The sequence below is a fragment of the Enterobacter cloacae complex sp. R_G8 genome, assembly GCF_024599795.1.
GTDB lineage: Bacteria > Pseudomonadota > Gammaproteobacteria > Enterobacterales > Enterobacteriaceae > Enterobacter > Enterobacter dissolvens.
On sequence record NZ_CP102246.1, the window covers coordinates 1883520 to 1900288 of the forward strand.

15 protein-coding genes are annotated in these 16769 nt (G+C 43.2%); 14 read left to right on the forward strand and 1 reads right to left on the reverse strand.

What is annotated here, in order from left to right:
- From wcaM to ugd, 13 genes are all read left to right on the forward strand, one after another.
- Complete coding sequence (gene wcaM / locus NQ842_RS08895; protein WP_050860267.1) at window positions 1-1392, forward strand: colanic acid biosynthesis protein WcaM; 1392 nt, start codon at window positions 1-3, stop codon at window positions 1390-1392.
- Between the two features lie 176 nt (window positions 1393-1568).
- A complete protein-coding gene (gene galF, locus NQ842_RS08900) occupies window positions 1569-2465 on the forward strand; it encodes a GalU regulator GalF (RefSeq protein WP_013097865.1) in 897 nt (298 codons plus the stop codon).
- Between the two features lie 353 nt (window positions 2466-2818).
- Entirely contained in the window at window positions 2819-3901 is a 1083-nt protein-coding gene (rfbB, locus tag NQ842_RS08905; protein WP_083021006.1) for a dTDP-glucose 4,6-dehydratase, read from the forward strand.
- A 48-nt stretch (window positions 3902-3949) separates the two neighbouring features.
- A complete protein-coding gene (rfbA, locus tag NQ842_RS08910; RefSeq protein WP_176216297.1) occupies window positions 3950-4837 on the forward strand; it encodes a glucose-1-phosphate thymidylyltransferase RfbA in 888 nt (295 codons plus the stop codon).
- 56 nt (window positions 4838-4893) lie between these two features.
- A complete protein-coding gene (locus NQ842_RS08915) occupies window positions 4894-5706 on the forward strand; it encodes an NAD(P)-dependent oxidoreductase (protein WP_257256745.1) in 813 nt (270 codons plus the stop codon).
- Window positions 5678-7117: a lipopolysaccharide biosynthesis protein gene (locus NQ842_RS08920; protein ID WP_257256746.1), complete on the forward strand. Its 1440-nt coding sequence runs from the start codon at window positions 5678-5680 to the stop codon at window positions 7115-7117. Before NQ842_RS08915 ends, NQ842_RS08920 begins: the two co-directional genes overlap by 29 nt.
- The gene (locus NQ842_RS23385; protein ID WP_373371026.1) at window positions 7114-8202 is read left to right on the forward strand and encodes an EpsG family protein; all 1089 of its coding nucleotides are present in this window, start codon (window positions 7114-7116) and stop codon (window positions 8200-8202) included. The genes NQ842_RS08920 and NQ842_RS23385 overlap by 4 nt, the downstream gene beginning before the upstream one ends.
- Window positions 8202-9197, forward strand: a complete 996-nt coding sequence (locus NQ842_RS08925) for a hypothetical protein (RefSeq protein WP_083021010.1) — start codon at window positions 8202-8204, stop codon at window positions 9195-9197. Before NQ842_RS23385 ends, NQ842_RS08925 begins: the two co-directional genes overlap by 1 nt.
- Before the next feature lie 19 nt (window positions 9198-9216).
- The gene (locus tag NQ842_RS08930; protein WP_257256747.1) at window positions 9217-10503 is read left to right on the forward strand and encodes a hypothetical protein; all 1287 of its coding nucleotides are present in this window, start codon (window positions 9217-9219) and stop codon (window positions 10501-10503) included.
- Complete coding sequence (locus tag NQ842_RS08935) at window positions 10493-11047, forward strand: acyltransferase (protein ID WP_257256919.1); 555 nt, start codon at window positions 10493-10495, stop codon at window positions 11045-11047. The genes NQ842_RS08930 and NQ842_RS08935 overlap by 11 nt, the downstream gene beginning before the upstream one ends.
- Window positions 11048-11059: 12 nt before the next feature.
- Window positions 11060-11602 carry a dTDP-4-dehydrorhamnose 3,5-epimerase gene (rfbC, locus tag NQ842_RS08940; RefSeq protein WP_257256748.1) on the forward strand — a complete coding sequence of 181 codons (543 nt, stop codon included), beginning with the start codon at window positions 11060-11062 and terminating at the stop codon, window positions 11600-11602.
- Between the two features lie 107 nt (window positions 11603-11709).
- A complete protein-coding gene (gene gndA / locus NQ842_RS08945) occupies window positions 11710-13116 on the forward strand; it encodes an NADP-dependent phosphogluconate dehydrogenase (RefSeq protein ID WP_001376067.1) in 1407 nt (468 codons plus the stop codon).
- Between the two features lie 223 nt (window positions 13117-13339).
- Window positions 13340-14506: a UDP-glucose 6-dehydrogenase gene (gene ugd, locus NQ842_RS08950; RefSeq protein ID WP_257256749.1), complete on the forward strand. Its 1167-nt coding sequence runs from the start codon at window positions 13340-13342 to the stop codon at window positions 14504-14506.
- Between the two features lie 51 nt (window positions 14507-14557).
- Here the strand turns inward: ugd and NQ842_RS08955 are convergent, their stop codons facing one another.
- Window positions 14558-15562 (reverse strand): NAD-dependent epimerase, encoded by a 1005-nt coding sequence (locus NQ842_RS08955; protein WP_257256750.1) that lies wholly within the window; start codon window positions 15560-15562, stop codon window positions 14558-14560.
- 192 nt (window positions 15563-15754) lie between these two features.
- On the opposite strand from NQ842_RS08955, the gene wzzB reads away from it, so the two are divergent.
- Complete coding sequence (gene wzzB, locus NQ842_RS08960) at window positions 15755-16735, forward strand: LPS O-antigen chain length determinant protein WzzB (protein WP_257256751.1); 981 nt, start codon at window positions 15755-15757, stop codon at window positions 16733-16735.
- The last annotated feature ends 34 nt before the right edge of the window (window positions 16736-16769 follow it).

Consider the following 16769-nt stretch of genomic DNA (forward strand, 5'->3'; position numbering starts at 1 on the left):
ATGCTGAAAAAGATTACCCGACGCAGCTTTGTCTCTTCTCTGTCCGTCCTGGCGGCAATGCCGCTGCTGTCGTCCCGCGTTGCGCGGGCGGCAACCGGCAAGACGGTCTCTGTTAATCAGTACAATAACAACGACTGGATCGCCGCCTTTAAGCAGGCGTTTAGCGAAGGCGACACCGTCGTTGTCCCTGCAGGGCTCACCTGCAAAAACATCAACACGGGCATTTTCATTCCTGACGGCAAAACGCTGCTGATTCGTGGGGCATTAACCGGCAATGGCCGGGGGCGCTTTGTCCTGCAGGAGGGCAGCAAAGTCATCGGTGAGGGCGAAGGCCGTACCGAAAACATAACCCTTGACGTTCGCGGCTCAGACTGTGTGATCAAAGGGCTGGCGATGAGCGGATTTGGCCCGGTAACGCAAATCTACATTGGCGGCAAAAAGCCCAGCGTGATGCGTAATCTGGTTATTGATAACATCCGCGTGAGCCAGGCCAATTACGCCATCCTGCGCCAGGGGTTTCATAACCAGGTGGACGGCGCCCGCATCACCAACAGCAAATTCAGCCACCTGCAGGGCGATGCGATCGAGTGGAACGTGGCCATCAATGATCGAAATATCCTGATCTCCGACCATGTGATCGACAACATCAACTGTACCAACGGGAAGATTAACTGGGGGATTGGTATTGGCCTTGCGGGCAGTACCTACGACAACGACTACCCGGAAAAGCAGACCGTGAAGAACTTTGTGGTGGCCAATATCACCGGCAGCAACTGCCGCCAGTTGGTCCACGTCGAGAACGGTAAGCACTTTATTATTCGCAATATTAAAGCCAAAAATATTACGCCTGATTTCAGTAAAAAGGCGGGAATAGACAATGCCACCGTAGCAATTTATGGCTGTGATAATTTCGTTATTGATAATGTCGATATGGTCAATAGTGCCGGAATGTTAATCGGTTACGGTGTGATTAAAGGCGACTACCTGTCGATTCCGCAGAACTTCAAGCTTAACGATATTCGTCTGAATAATAGCCAGCTTGCCTATAAGTTGCGCGGCATACAAATTTCATCCGGTAATGCGACCTCGTTTGTGGCCATCACCAACGTCGAGATGCAGCGCGCGACGCTAGAGCTGCATAACAAACCTCAGCACCTTTTCTTACGCAATATCAATGTGATGCAGGAAGCGGCAATCGGGCCGGCCCTCAAGCTGAACTTCGACCTGCGTAAGGATGTACGGGGTAAATTCATGGCGAAAGACGAGACGTTGCTGTCGCTGGCAAACATCAAAGCAGTGAATGAGAAGGGGCAGAGCTCGGTGGATATTGACCGGGTGGATCAGCATGTGGTGAATACGGAACGGCTGAACTTCGCACTTCCGCACAGATAATCGTCAGCAGGCTTTTTTGCGACTATTCCTGGCATGGAATCGCATTCTATTCAGATTACAACTACTGTAATTTGTGATGCTAAGGCGTAATATCCCTTCAGGATTACGGCAAATCATGCTGGCGAAAACAGGTTTAAGAGCTATAATTCGTCAACCATTTTAAGGTGGAAGAAATAATGATTAATTTGAAAGCAGTCATTCCGGTAGCCGGACTGGGCATGCATATGCTGCCAGCCACAAAAGCCATTCCAAAAGAGATGCTACCGATCGTCGACAAGCCGATGATTCAATACATCGTCGACGAGATTGTTGCTGCAGGGATCAAAGAAATCGTTCTGGTTACGCACTCGTCCAAGAATGCGGTAGAAAACCACTTCGACACCTCTTACGAACTCGAAGCGCTGCTGGAGCAGCGTGTTAAACGTCAACTGCTGGCCGAAGTGCAGTCTATTTGTCCTCCTGGCGTGACCATCATGAACGTCCGTCAGGCGCAACCGCTGGGCCTGGGTCACTCCATCCTGTGTGCTCGTCCGGTCGTGGGCGACAACCCGTTCATCGTGGTCCTGCCGGATATCATCATCGATACCGCTTCTGCGGATCCGCTGCGCTACAACCTGGCGGCGATGGTGGCGCGTTTCAACGAAACAGGCCGCAGCCAGGTGCTGGCGAAACGCATGAAAGGCGATCTCTCTGAGTACTCTGTAATCCAGACTAAAGAAGCGCTGGAGACAGAAGGGCAGGTGAGCCGCATCGTTGAGTTTATCGAAAAGCCGGATCAGCCGCAGACGCTGGATTCTGACCTGATGGCGGTTGGCCGTTATGTCCTGAACGCGGATATCTGGGCCGAGCTGGAAAAAACCGAGCCAGGCGCCTGGGACCGTATCCAGTTGACCGATGCGATTGCCGAGCTGGCGAAAAAGCAGTCTGTTGACGCGATGCTGATGACCGGTGAGAGCTACGACTGCGGTAAAAAGCTGGGCTATATGCAGGCATTTGTGAACTATGGACTGCGTAACCTGAAGGAAGGGGCGAAGTTCAGAAGCCGGATTGAGAAGTTGTTAGCTAACGACTGATTTTATCTTACTTGATTTACGCAAGCGGCAGTCATCATTGGGTATGTTGCAACATAACCAAAATGATGACTGCCGTTTTTCGTTATTAATTCTAATGATAACATGGATTTATCTGATTTAAATCTGGTCAGATTTGTGACGATTTGTGCTTGTTTCTGAGGTCATTTAGGACGACAATTAACGCCAGTTTTTGTCTGAATCCAGACCAGAAAAATCATTTATTCAAACTTCGCTCAGTGCACTGGTAGCTGTTAAGCCAGGGGCGGTAGCGTGCAAAATTTCTGAAGCCGATATTAATTATCCGGTATCAGAACGCCAATATCTCGACAAATTCAATAGACGGAACAGATCACGTGAAAATTCTTGTGACGGGCGGGGCCGGCTTTATCGGCTCAGCAGTGGTACGACATATTATTAAAAATACCCAGGATGAAGTCGTCAATGTGGACAAACTGACGTATGCCGGCAACCTGGAGTCACTTACCGAAGTGAGTGATAGCGCCAGATATGTCTTTGAGCATGCGGACATTTGCGACAAGAGTGCCATGGATCGTATCTTTGCTGAGCATAAGCCGGATGCCGTTATGCACCTGGCGGCTGAGAGTCATGTCGATCGTTCCATCACCGGCCCGGCCGCGTTTATTGAAACCAATATTGTCGGTACCTATATATTGCTGGAAGCGGCTCGTGCTTACTGGTCCACTTTAGATGATGCGGCGAAGAAGGCGTTTCGTTTCCATCATATCTCTACCGATGAAGTGTATGGCGATTTGCCGCACCCGGACGAGTACCCGGTTTCTACTGATCTGCCGCTCTTTACCGAAACCACAGCTTATGCGCCGAGCAGCCCGTATTCTGCGTCTAAAGCGTCCAGCGATCACCTGGTTCGCGCATGGCTGCGTACCTATGGGTTCCCGACCATCGTCACTAACTGCTCCAATAACTACGGCCCGTATCATTTCCCTGAGAAACTGATCCCGCTGGTGATTTTGAATGCCCTGGACGGTAAACCGCTGCCAATTTATGGCAAAGGCGACCAGATCCGCGACTGGCTGTACGTTGAAGACCATGCGCGTGCGCTGTACATTGTCGTAACTCAGGGTAAACCGGGTGAGACTTACAACATCGGCGGGCATAACGAAAAGCAAAATCTGGACGTGGTGCACACCATTTGTGATCTGCTGGATGAAATTGTTCCGAAAGAGGGGTCGTATCGCGACCAGATCACTTATGTTGCTGACCGCCCAGGGCATGACCGCCGCTACGCGATTGACGCACATAAAATTGGTGTTGAGCTGGCATGGAAGCCGGAAGAGACGTTTGAAAGTGGGATTCGTAAAACTGTGGAATGGTATTTGAATAATCAAGTTTGGGTAAAAAATGTTGTGAATGGCTCATATCAAAATTGGGTAAAAAAGAACTACGATAATAGATAAACGAGCATTTTAACGTTTTTAAAGATAAATCTAACGAATTAAGTGAAAATGAAAATGGAAAGACGCAAAGGTATTATTCTCGCTGGCGGATCAGGCACTCGTTTATATCCCGTAACAATGGCCGTGAGCAAACAATTGCTACCAGTATACGACAAGCCAATGATCTATTATCCTTTGTCTACATTAATGCTTGCAGGTATCCGTGATATATTAATCATAAGCACTCCTCTTGAAACACCTCGATTTCAGCATTTATTAGGTGACGGAAGTAAATGGGGAATTAATCTTCAGTATAAAGTACAGGAAAGTCCAGACGGTCTTGCTCAGGCTTTTATCATTGGGGAAGAATTTATCGGCGACGATTGCTGTGCCCTGATTCTTGGCGATAATATTTTTTATGGGCATGATTTGCCGAAAGAACTTGAAATAGCTATGCAGCGTCAGTCGGGGGCAACAGTCTTTGCATATCATGTAACTGATCCAGAACGGTATGGCGTAATCGAATTTGATAAGCAAGGCAAAGTGATTTCTCTTGAAGAGAAACCAACTCAACCAAAGAGTAACTATGCTGCAACAGGTCTTTATTTCTACGATCGTCAGGTGATTGAGATGGCAAAAAAATTAAAGCCTTCAGCACGCGGTGAATTAGAAATTACAGATATCAATAATATCTATATGCAGCAGGATGAACTATCTGTTGCACTGATGGGGCGTGGTTATGCCTGGCTTGATACCGGAACACATGAAAGTTTAATCGAAGCAAGTAACTTCATCAGAACGCTCGAGACTCGTCAGGGGCTGAAAGTATCTTGCCCTGAAGAAATCGCTTATCGTAAAGGGTTCATTACTGCCGAACAAGTACGTGATCTTGCTAAACCGTTAGGTAAAAATGATTACGGAGCTTATCTTTTACGAATGGTTGAACATGATTTATAGTTATGAAGTCTTAATAAAACGCAATGCAAAGTTTATAAGCATTTAAGGTCAATCAAATGAGTAACAATAAAATCACTGTTTTTGGGGCCGGCGGTTTTATCGGTTCGGCAGTGTATGACAAATTCGAAAAAGCAGGATTTGTCGTCGCAAAGGGTAATTGGCAATGTTCAGATTTTTCAGGTCAATCACTGGGCACAGTAATTTACTGTTGCGGTGTTGGTGATTGCAGGCGAACCGATGATGTTATTTACTCTCATGTTGATGCGTTGCGTAATATTGTAAAAACTGCAGATTATGATTCATTAGTTTATGTTTCTTCTACACGAGTTTATCTTGATAATGCTGAATCATCTGAGACAGCAACATTGCATCTTTCGTTCGACGATAAACGCTGCTTATTCAATCAGGTAAAATTACTGGGCGAAAGTGTTGCCCTCGCACAAAACAAACCTTGTTTGATTGTTCGACCCTCAAATGTTTATGGAAAGGCGTTCAACAGTCCACTTTTCCTGCCCTCATTAGTTCGCGATGCAGTTACAAAAGGGGAAATTAACCTTTTCGTTTCTCAAGATTATGAGAAGGATTATATTTATATAGATGATTTAGTCGATTTTATATTCAAAGGCATTCAGAACAACGTTACTGGTACGTATAACATCGCTTCAGGTGAAAATGTTTGTGCAAAGAAATTAGTAGACATCATTGAAGCATACACGAAATGCAAATCTGTGTGGCACCCGATTAATAGCGAAGATCGTTTTCCCGTGATTAATATAACCAAATATAAATCGTTAAATTTCTCTCCGCGAAAAGTAGAAAGCCTTTTAATTGAGATGATCCATGAGTTTAGGAAACAGTTTGCTTGCTAAAATCGAAAAGGTTAATAATGTTGTTGTTGGTTTAGGAACTAACCTTGCGGGTAATATAATTATGTTCCTAACAACAATATATATAACGAATAATGTTACAGAGCAAGTTTATGGAGAGTTTAGATTAACCTTTGCTTTGATCTCGATACTCGTATTAGCCTTAATGTTAGGTAGAGACAGTTCTGTACTCTATTTTTACCAAAAAGAGCAAAAGGACAGTGTTATTTTCGAAGAGGCGATGAGTGGCTTGCTGCTTATTGCTATCGGTTGCATCATCTTATACATCTTCGATGGTTTTTTTATTAGAACTCTATTGAGTAATCAAGTTAGTAAAGACAGTTATCATTTATCATTATTGATGATCCCTTTATGGGCCGCCTATAATCTATTGACGCCAGTAGTCAGATTAAAGGGCTTTGTTAACTCCAGTTTTATATTGTCAAATTTATTACAGCGATTTCTGCGTTTTCCGTTTTTAGTAATATTTATTGTATTAGGCTACAACGGTTTTGCAGGGTTAGCCTGGAGTATGATATTGTCACAGATTCTTCTTCTAGGAATCTTGATATATTATTTATCTTCTGTGGTTGAGTGGACTGCTCCATCTATCAAAAGTTTTGTCAAACGATTTGGGTATGCATTAAGTCTGGGCGTTAACTCGATTATGCTTGCCATTGCAGGCAAGATAGATGTTTTAATCCTTGGTAAACTGTCCTCAGTTGTAGATGTGGCTGTATATGACATTGTGACCTCCTTGGCCATCGTCTGTCTGTTCCCCTATATTGCCTTATCAAAATCCTTTGAGCCAAAATTATACCAATACTTCAACCATCAAGAGAAACATGATTCCTATCGTTTGAATTTATCACTGGCAATGACGCTGACCACGTTAGGTGGCCTTTTCTTCATTATTTTCAGCCGAGAAATCCTTGCACTATTTGGTAAAGAATACGTTCGGGGCGATTATGCCTTTTTATTGGTATCCGTATCTTATATACTTATCAGCTGTTGGGGAGCGGTAAGCGAATGGATGACAATGAATGGCTATGCGAAATATAATCTCGCATTCCTTCTTCTAAGCGCAATGATAAATATTACGTTATGTTATATGTTAATTCCTTTATATGGTTTAACAGGAGCAGCTCTTGCTCTTGGCATTGGACTTTTTATTTCTAAGATGATGGCGTTTATTTTTATCATGTTTAAGGGGCCAGTTTTAAAACTTGTGGCAGGTCCCTTTGAACTTATACGTATTGTGTTTTGTATCGCAATTGCTATTTATTTTCGTGATCAAGCTTTTTTAATTAAAAGCGGAATATACTGCATCACCGGGTTAGCGTTTATATTAAGCGATCCAAAGATAAGAAATTACATTCTTAAGAAAATAAAAAATAAAAAGGTTGCTGCATGATTATATATATTGCAGTTAGTGTATTTATTGTTTTACTCCTGTTGACTGCAACAATTCCTGTTTTTCAGAAATTCGAAAAGCTGCTTGTCTTTTTTTCATTCATAGCAATCTGGCTCATAGTTTCTTTCAGCGCTAATGTTGGTCCTGATTATGAATCATATAAATTTATGTATGATTCACTTAATGAGAATTTTTTTCTTCAAGAGTTTTTGTTTCGTCAGTTTGGATATTTCTTTAGAGCAAATGATTTTCCATTCTCTGTATTTTATTTTTCACTGACTTCGATCTATATATTTTTTATCTATCGCATATTTATTCGCTATAAAAATGTGGCGGTGTTGAATCTGCTAATTTTCATAATTATGCCTTACGGTCTAATCGAAGGGGGATTCAATTATTTACGTCAAAATATTGCAGTAGCATTATTTTATTTGTCAGTGGTGTTTATCGTTCAGAAAAAATTCATTCGATATTCTTGCTATAATGCTGTTGGCATATTGTTTCATAAGTCCGCGTGCATTCTGATTCCATTGTACTTTGTCATACAACTGAAACTCAGTACAAGAAAATATTTCCTCATTTATATCATTGTACTGGTTGCGACATTAAGTCTTGAAGTCCCATTTATCAAGAACAGTTTACTTATTCTTTTAGGCAGTATACCAGGGTATGGCGGCATTTATGTAAACTTTAGAGATGGTGAGTTCCTAAATGCTTTAAGTACCAAAGGTATTTTTAGTTATATATATCAATGCATACCTATTTTATTACTTATACTGTATAAAAATAGAGTCGTTATTACACGTAATGAGCAGATCCTTTTTAATATAACTTATTTATCTCTCATAACTTTGACCATGGCCTTAGAATTAAGAATCATGCTTCGCGTAGAGTATTATTTCATCCTCGCGAAGGTATTCACATTGCCATTATTGGTTAGGTTGTGTAGTAATAACAAATCACGAACAGTGTTCGTGTTGTCATTGATTATGTATTTTTCCTTGTATTTTGTTGCTGTTTATATGACAGGGTTAGAGAAAAACTTACTACCGTATAAATCTGTGTTAGGGTTCGAGGTTGAGTAATGGATGAAGTTGTGCGCAAAAAAATACTTTTAATATCTCCCGTATTCTTCGGCTATGAAAAAAAAATACAAAGAGAACTGGAAGTTCAGGGATGGGATGTTACTTTCAGTGACACAAGGCCTTCTAACACTTTTCTTACAAAATTATTAATCCGTTTAGGATTTACTTTTTTAATACGTAATCAACTGAAGAATCATCATTCAACTATTCTTGAATTGATAAAGAATAACAACTTCTCGAAAATACTTTTCGTTAACCCTGAGGGCTTTGGCGAACGGTTTTTCCAGACTTTACGTTGTATTTCACCAGATGTCGATATTAGATTATATTTGTGGGATTCTATTGATAACAAACCACTCATAAAGACAACTTTAAAATATTATAATAAATGCTTCACTTTCGATCGTTCAGATGCAGCACAACTCAAGAATTTTAAATTTCTGCCCCTCTTTTATTCAAATGAGTATGAAAACATTAATCTAAAATTAAAACGTGATTATGATTTTGTTTTTATTGGCACAGTTCATAGTCAACGAATGAAGGTAGTAGAATATTTCAGAACTTGGTCAGAACAGGAAAAAAAGAATTTTTTTTATTATCTATTCATCCAAAGTCGAATTATTTATTGGGTCCGTCGTTTAACGGATGTGAATTTTGCCCAATACAAAGATTATACATTTAGTTTTAAGTCACTTTCAGTTGAAGAAATTCTTGATATTTTTTCCTCGACAAAAGCAGTTATAGATATAGAGCATGATAAACAAAATGGTTTAACAATGAGAACATTCGAAGTGCTTGCTTCTGGGATTAAGCTCATTACAACTAATAAAGATATTATTAATTATGATTTATATCATCCAGATAATGTGTATATCATCAATCGCTATAATATTGACTTTGAGTCTGCTTTTTTGGCTACTCCTTTTAAACCGTATTCTCCTGAGGTTATAGGAAAGTACAAATTAAGTTCATGGATAGAATCGCTAGTCGAATAAATGTGAAAGCTTAAAAATTATGAAGAAAATATTAACAATTGGATATTATGCCGATTTCTCACGTTTCTTTAAAGAAATCAAAGAGGAGACTTTGAAAATATCTGCAGATTATTCTTTTCTGCATATTAATTTGCATTTGAGCGGATATATATACTCATTAACTCATGGGCAAAAATCGATTTATCTGCCTTGGGTTGCTTCGCAGGAGTTTTCTCATACTGGTCAAAATGAAATTAAACCAGAAATGTTGGAGCAGTTTATCCAATATCATGTAAAATTGAATCCAGGTATTGATAAAACAAAATTATTGAAACAGGCATGTAAGTACTATATTTATCTCGAAAGTTTAATAAACAATTACGAGCCAGATTTAATTATTGCCAGTGGCGATTCTCGTATGCCTGTCGAGATCCTGCAATTTATAGCTAAGCAGCGAACTCTACAGATATTGCATTTCGAACAGGCACCACTAGGTCGGACTATCCTGGATAAAAATGGTGTTAATGCGAACTGTTCATGCAGAGACATTGATACTATTAATATTGATAGCATAGATGCAAATGAAGAAATTATTCCATTTAGAGAAGAGAAATGGACTGGTTATAAAAAATACCGCATTGTAGATATTTTTATAGAGAAATTTTTACCATTTCTTCAACCCATCGAACATATAAGGCCGAAACGTAAACTTGTTGCGAAACAATTTTATGAAAGTCTGACGTCAAGCCGATTTCCAGGTAAGGCGGGAAATATGCAGAACATATATCTCCTCGTCCTCCAGGTTCCTGATGATGTCAATATGATTTATCATAGTCCCTATTTTAATAATCATTTTGAAATTGTAAAAGCCGTGCACCGCGCGATGCCGGAAGGCAGTATCTTGGTTGTCCGGGAACATCCTTTATATAAGCAACTCTACGAATCTGAATTGTATGCTTATATTAATGAGCACAGCAATATCTATTTTGATTACTCGGCTCGTTTGGCTGACGCGATGAATGTTGCAGATGTTGTCGTTGTCAATAATTCTACAGTAGGATTAGAATCTATAGAGATAGGAAAGCCTGTTGTAGTGCTGGGTAATGCTTATTATGATCAGTTTCCCTTATGCTATAAATTTAATGGTGAAAACCTTATGCAGCTTCTTGCAAATGCTGCGTCTGAACCAACTGAAGAAGCTTTTACTCTTAGGAAATTATATTTAATTTATCTTTTTAATCATTATTTTGTACCCGGTCATTTTAGAGATATAAAAGGTCCTGCACCGCGTAATATTGCCAAGTGGATAAGTGAAAATGTACATTAAAATATTGTGGTTTTTCAGGAGTTTCCTCTATAAATTTTTTCTTTTCAAAAATGCAGGTGTATACGGATATATTGGGAAGCCAATCTATTTTACGGGCTTGAATAAAGTTAGTGTGGGCCATAAATTTCGACTTTATCCAATGTGGCGATTCGAAATATTAGACACAGGCACAGTAACTATTGAAGATGATGTCTCAATAGGACAGTTTTTTCATCTGGTTTCATTAGGAAGCGAATTGGTTATAAAGAAAGGGACTGTGATTTCTGCAAATGTTCTTATAACTAACTCTGACCATAATTTTACTGATATTAATGTTCCTATTTATCAACAGCCAATGAATAACAAAAGAACAACTATCGGAGAAAATTGTTTTATTGGGGCTGGAGCTAAAATACTCGCAGGAACAACGTTGGGTAAACAATGTATAGTTGGTGCAAATTCAGTTGTGAAAGGTGATTTTCCTGATTATTGTGTGATTTCCGGTATTCCCGCGAAAATAATTAAAAAATACGACGTTGAATCTAAACGATGGTTAACTGTTTAATCTGGAGATTGTATGTTAGTGCATGATACTTCCGTGGCTGGTTGTAAGATCATTGAGCCTAAAGTTTTCGGTGATGAGCGTGGTTTTTTTTTAGAGGTTTTTGAGAAAAAACGCTACGCTGAAATTCTTGGGGAGGATGTCTCCTTTGTGCAAGACAATTATTCTCGCTCCAGACAAAACGTATTACGTGGGATGCATTTCCAAAAGACTTTTCCACAAGGTAAGCTTGTCCGTGTCGTTCGCGGGGAAGTATTTGACGTCGCGGTTGATATCCGCCCAGATTCACCAACCTTTGGCCAATGGGAAGGGGTACTTCTTTCTGAGAGTAATAAAAAACAATTCTGGATCCCGCCTGGTTTAGCCCATGGCTTCCTGGTGTTATCCGAAATCGCTGATTTTGAATATAAATGCACCGACTATTATCATCCAGAAGACGAAGGTTGCTTACTCTGGAATGATCCCGATGTAGGCATTAACTGGCCCGAAGTAGAACCGCTGCTGTCGGAGAAGGATGCGAAGGGACTTTTACTAAAAGAGCTTTTATCAAAGATATAAAACTAAATAGTCTGTTTCGTATTTTCCAGCCATGATAAGTTATGATATTGCTTTGTGTTGAACTATTTTATTAATGTGCAGTAAAAAACACCTGACAGGAGTATGTAATGTCTAAGCAACAGATCGGCGTTGTCGGTATGGCAGTGATGGGGCGCAACCTGGCGCTCAACATCGAAAGCCGTGGTTATACCGTCTCCGTTTTCAACCGCTCCCGTGATAAGACCGAAGAAGTCATCGCTGAGAATCCGGGTAAGAAACTGGTTCCTTTCTATACGGTTAAAGAGTTTGTTGAATCTCTGGAAACGCCTCGTCGTATCCTGTTAATGGTGAAAGCGGGCGCAGGTACCGATGCAGCCATAGATTCCCTGAAACCTTATCTGGAAAAAGGAGACATCATCATTGATGGTGGTAACACCTTCTTCCAGGACACCATTCGTCGTAACCGTGAACTCTCTGCTGAAGGCTTCAACTTCATCGGTACCGGTGTCTCCGGTGGTGAAGAGGGCGCGCTGAAAGGCCCATCTATCATGCCTGGCGGCCAGAAAGAAGCGTATGAACTGGTTGCGCCAATCCTGACCAAAATCGCTGCGGTTGCGGAAGACGGTGAGCCGTGTGTGACCTATATCGGTCCGGATGGTGCAGGCCATTATGTTAAGATGGTTCACAACGGCATCGAATACGGCGATATGCAGCTGATTGCTGAAGCCTACTCTCTGCTGAAGGGTGGCCTGAACCTCTCCAACGAAGAACTCGCAGAGACCTTCACCGAGTGGAACAAAGGTGAACTGAACAGCTATCTGATCGACATCACCAAAGATATCTTCACGAAGAAAGATGAAGAGGGTAAATACCTGGTCGATGTGATTCTTGACGAAGCGGCGAACAAAGGTACCGGCAAATGGACCAGCCAGAGCTCTCTGGACCTGGGCGAACCGCTGTCTCTGATCACCGAATCCGTATTCGCTCGCTACATCTCTTCTCTGAAAGATCAGCGCGTTGCGGCTTCCAAAGTGCTGTCTGGTCCGCAGGCTAAACCAGCTGGTGACAAAGCGGAATTCGTTGAGAAGGTTCGTCGTGCTCTGTACCTGGGTAAAATCGTCTCTTACGCGCAAGGTTTCTCTCAGTTGCGCGCGGCTTCTGACGAAAACAACTGGGATCTGAACTACGGTGAAATCGCGAAGATCTTCCGTGCAGGTTGCATCATCCGCGCCCAGTTCCTGCAGAAAATTACTGATGCCTATGCGGAAAATGCAGGCATCGCGAACTTGCTGCTGGCACCGTACTTCAAGAAGATTGCTGACGAATACCAGCAGGCGCTGCGTGATGTGGTTGCTTACGCTGTACAGAACGGTATTCCGGTGCCGACCTTCTCTGCTGCAGTAGCGTACTACGACAGCTATCGCGCTGCCGTACTGCCTGCCAACCTGATCCAGGCGCAGCGTGACTACTTCGGTGCTCATACGTATAAACGTACAGATAAAGAAGGTGTGTTCCATACCGAATGGATGGAATAAAATAACGCTTTGTAATCTCAACCCGGAGCCTGTCTCCGGGTTTTTTTTACGTGAAATCTCGCTCCTGATATTCGAAGTAGTCTGAATGTCATCCCGAGTACAGGGATTACTCCTGGTTTGCCTTGACAGTTCTGTGGGCCAGGAGGTACAAAGCCCAACAGTCAGGTTTATCGCGATGGTCTGGCGGCCATCACAACAGTTAACTCACAGAAGTCATTAGCGAATGAAAATAACAATCTCCGGAACAGGCTATGTTGGACTCTCGAACGGTATTCTGATTGCCCAGAACCATGAAGTGGTTGCGCTGGATATCGTGCAGTCCAAAGTGGATATGCTTAACCAGAAGAAATCGCCAATTGTTGACAAAGAAATCCAGGATTATCTCACTCACAAAGAACTGAATTTCCGCGCCACTACGGACAAAGAAGATGCATACCGTAATGCGGATTACGTCATCATTGCCACTCCTACCGACTACGATCCGAAAACTAACTACTTCAACACATCCACTGTAGAAGCGGTCATTAAAGACGTTATCGCAATCAACCCGAAAGCGGTGATGGTGATTAAGTCAACCATTCCGGTAGGTTTCACTAAATCCATCAAAGAAGAGTTGGGCATCGATAACGTCTTCTTCTCGCCAGAGTTCCTGCGCGAGGGCAGGGCGTTATACGATAACCTGCATCCTTCCCGTATCGTGATTGGTGAGCGTTCTGAGCGCGCGGAACGTTTTGCCGCGCTGCTGCAGGAAGGCGCCATCAAGAAAGATATTCCGGTACTGTTTACCGACTCCACAGAAGCGGAGGCGATTAAGCTTTTCGCCAATACCTACCTGGCAATGCGTGTCGCTTACTTCAACGAGCTGGATAGCTACGCAGAGAGCCTGGGGTTGAACACCCGCCAGATCATCGAAGGTGTTTGTCTCGATCCGCGCATTGGTAACCACTATAACAACCCGTCATTTGGCTACGGTGGTTACTGCCTGCCAAAAGATACCAAGCAGCTGCTGGCCAACTATCAGGCTGTGCCAAACAACCTGATTTCAGCCATTGTGGATGCCAACCGCACGCGTAAGGATTTCATTTCTGATTCCATCCTCGCACGTCAGCCGAAAGTTGTGGGTGTGTATCGTCTGATCATGAAGAGCGGTTCCGATAACTTCCGCGCCTCTTCCATTCAGGGGATCATGAAGCGTATTAAAGCCAAGGGTGTGCAGGTCATTATTTATGAACCTGCAATGCAGGAAGATGAGTTCTTCCATTCACGCGTGATTCGCGATCTGGATGCATTCAAGCAAGAAGCGGATGTGATTATCTCTAACCGCATGGCAGCAGAACTGGCAGACGTGGCGGATAAAGTGTATACCCGCGATCTGTTCGGTAGCGATTGATTATTTTAACGCGCGTAAAAAACCCGGCCATGTTGCCGGGTTTTTTTATTTTCAGACCTTGTAGAACGCGCGATACCAGTCGACAAAGTTTTTCACCCCGTCTTTGACTGAAGTCTGCGGTTTAAAACCAATAACGTCATACAACGCTTTCGTGTCCGCGCTGGTTTCCAGCACGTCACCCGGTTGAATCGGCATCATGTTTTTCTCTGCTTCTTTGCCGAGAGCTTCTTCCAGCGCCGTAATGTAATCCATAAGCTCGACCGGAGAGCTGTTACCAATGTTGTAAACCCGATAAGGCGCGGAGCTGGTCGCCGGGGAACCGGTTTCGACGGTCCAGCCTGCATCGGCCTGAGGAATGACATCCTGCAAACGCATAATGGCTTCAGCGATGTCATCAATGTAAGTGAAGTCACGCTTCATCTTGCCGTAGTTGTAAACATCGATGCTTTTGCCTTCGATCATCGCCTTTGTAAACTTAAACAGCGCCATATCCGGACGGCCCCACGGGCCATATACGGTAAAGAAACGCAGGCCGGTGGTCGGCAGGTTGTACAGATGAGAGTAGGTATGCGACATCAGCTCGTTGGCTTTTTTGGTCGCCGCGTACAGTGACACGGGGTGGTCTACGGAGTCGTCAGTGGAGAACGGCATCTTGCGGTTCAGACCATAAACTGAACTTGATGAGGCATACAGCAGGTGCTGTACCTTGTTATGACGACACCCTTCCAGCACGTTAAGGTGACCGACCAGGTTAGCATCCGCATACGCGTGCGGGTTTTCCAGCGAGTAGCGCACGCCTGCCTGCGCGGCCAGATGAATCACGCGATCAAACTTCTCAGTGGCAAACAGCGCTGCCATGGCTTCACGATCGGCTAACTCTATCTTGTGGAAGATGAAATTCCCGGATTTCAATAAATCCAGACGTGCCAGCTTGAGATTGACGTCGTAGTAGTCATTCAGATTATCAATACCGACAACCTCATGCCCGTCATCCAGCAAGCGTTTGCTGACATGGGATCCGATAAAACCTGCCGCGCCCGTAACCAAAAATTTCATATCTTCCTCGTTAACTCTTCGTTCTTGTCGATGCCTGAGACATCAGAATTCCTATATGATAGCGCGTTGGCCACGAGTTATATAACCCATCTTTCCGATATAACTCATCGGATTCTGATAGAAAAATCGCTGGCAACAGATACACTATGTAGACATCACTATTTTTGCCCTTTTTCATCTGTTAGGGATTGTATGACGCAGAACAACAATACTCCGGTTAATAGCAGTAATGGTCCGGAGCAAATTGATTTACTTGATTTAGTGCTACAGCTGTGGCGTGGAAAGTGGGTAATTGGCGCTTTTATGGCTGTTTTTATCGTCATTGCGGGTATTTACATCACCGTTGCAAAAGAAAAATGGACCTCGTCGGCGATTATTTCCCAGCCTGATGCGGCACAGATTGCCACTTATGCGAATGCACTGAATATCCTTTACGGTAGTGCTGCTCCTTCAATGCAGGATATCCAAAACCGTGCCATTGGCCGTTTCAATTCCTCGTTTTCTGCTTTAGCTCAGGCGCTCGAAAACCAGGAGATTCCAGAAAAGTTGACCATCGATGCTACCGTCAAGGGGCAACCGCTGCCGTTAAGCGTCTCCTATACCGGGGAGTCGGCTGAAGCGGCGCAAAAGCAGTTGGCGCAGTACATCCAACATGTAGACGAGCAAACGGCGAAGGAACTTGCTCTCGACCTCAAAGACAACATTAAGCAGCAGATCACCAGCCTGAACGACTCCCTTGAAAACCAGGAGAAAGTTGCTCAGGAGCAGAAAGAACTGCGTATTAAACAGATTTCTGAGGCGCTTAAGAACGCGGAAGCGGCGAAAATTACCACTCCGCAGATCCAGCAAACCCAGGATGTGACTCAGGAAACCATGTTCCTGCTGGGGAGCGAAGCGCTGAAATCAATGATTGATAACGAAGCGTCTCGTCCGCTGGTCTTCTCTGGCGCTTACTACCAGACTAAGCAAAACTTACTGGATATCGAGAAGTTGAACGTGAACCCGGATACCATCCATGTCTATCGTTACGTCATGAAGCCGGATCTTCCCGTCTATCGTGATAGCCCGAAAAAGGCCATCACGTTAATACTGGCAGTCTTGCTCGGTGGGATTATCGGTTCTGGTGTGGTTCTCGGTCACAACGCGTTGCGTAACTACAAACCAAAAGCCTGACTTGCAGATAAAAAAACCGGGGAAATTCCCCGGT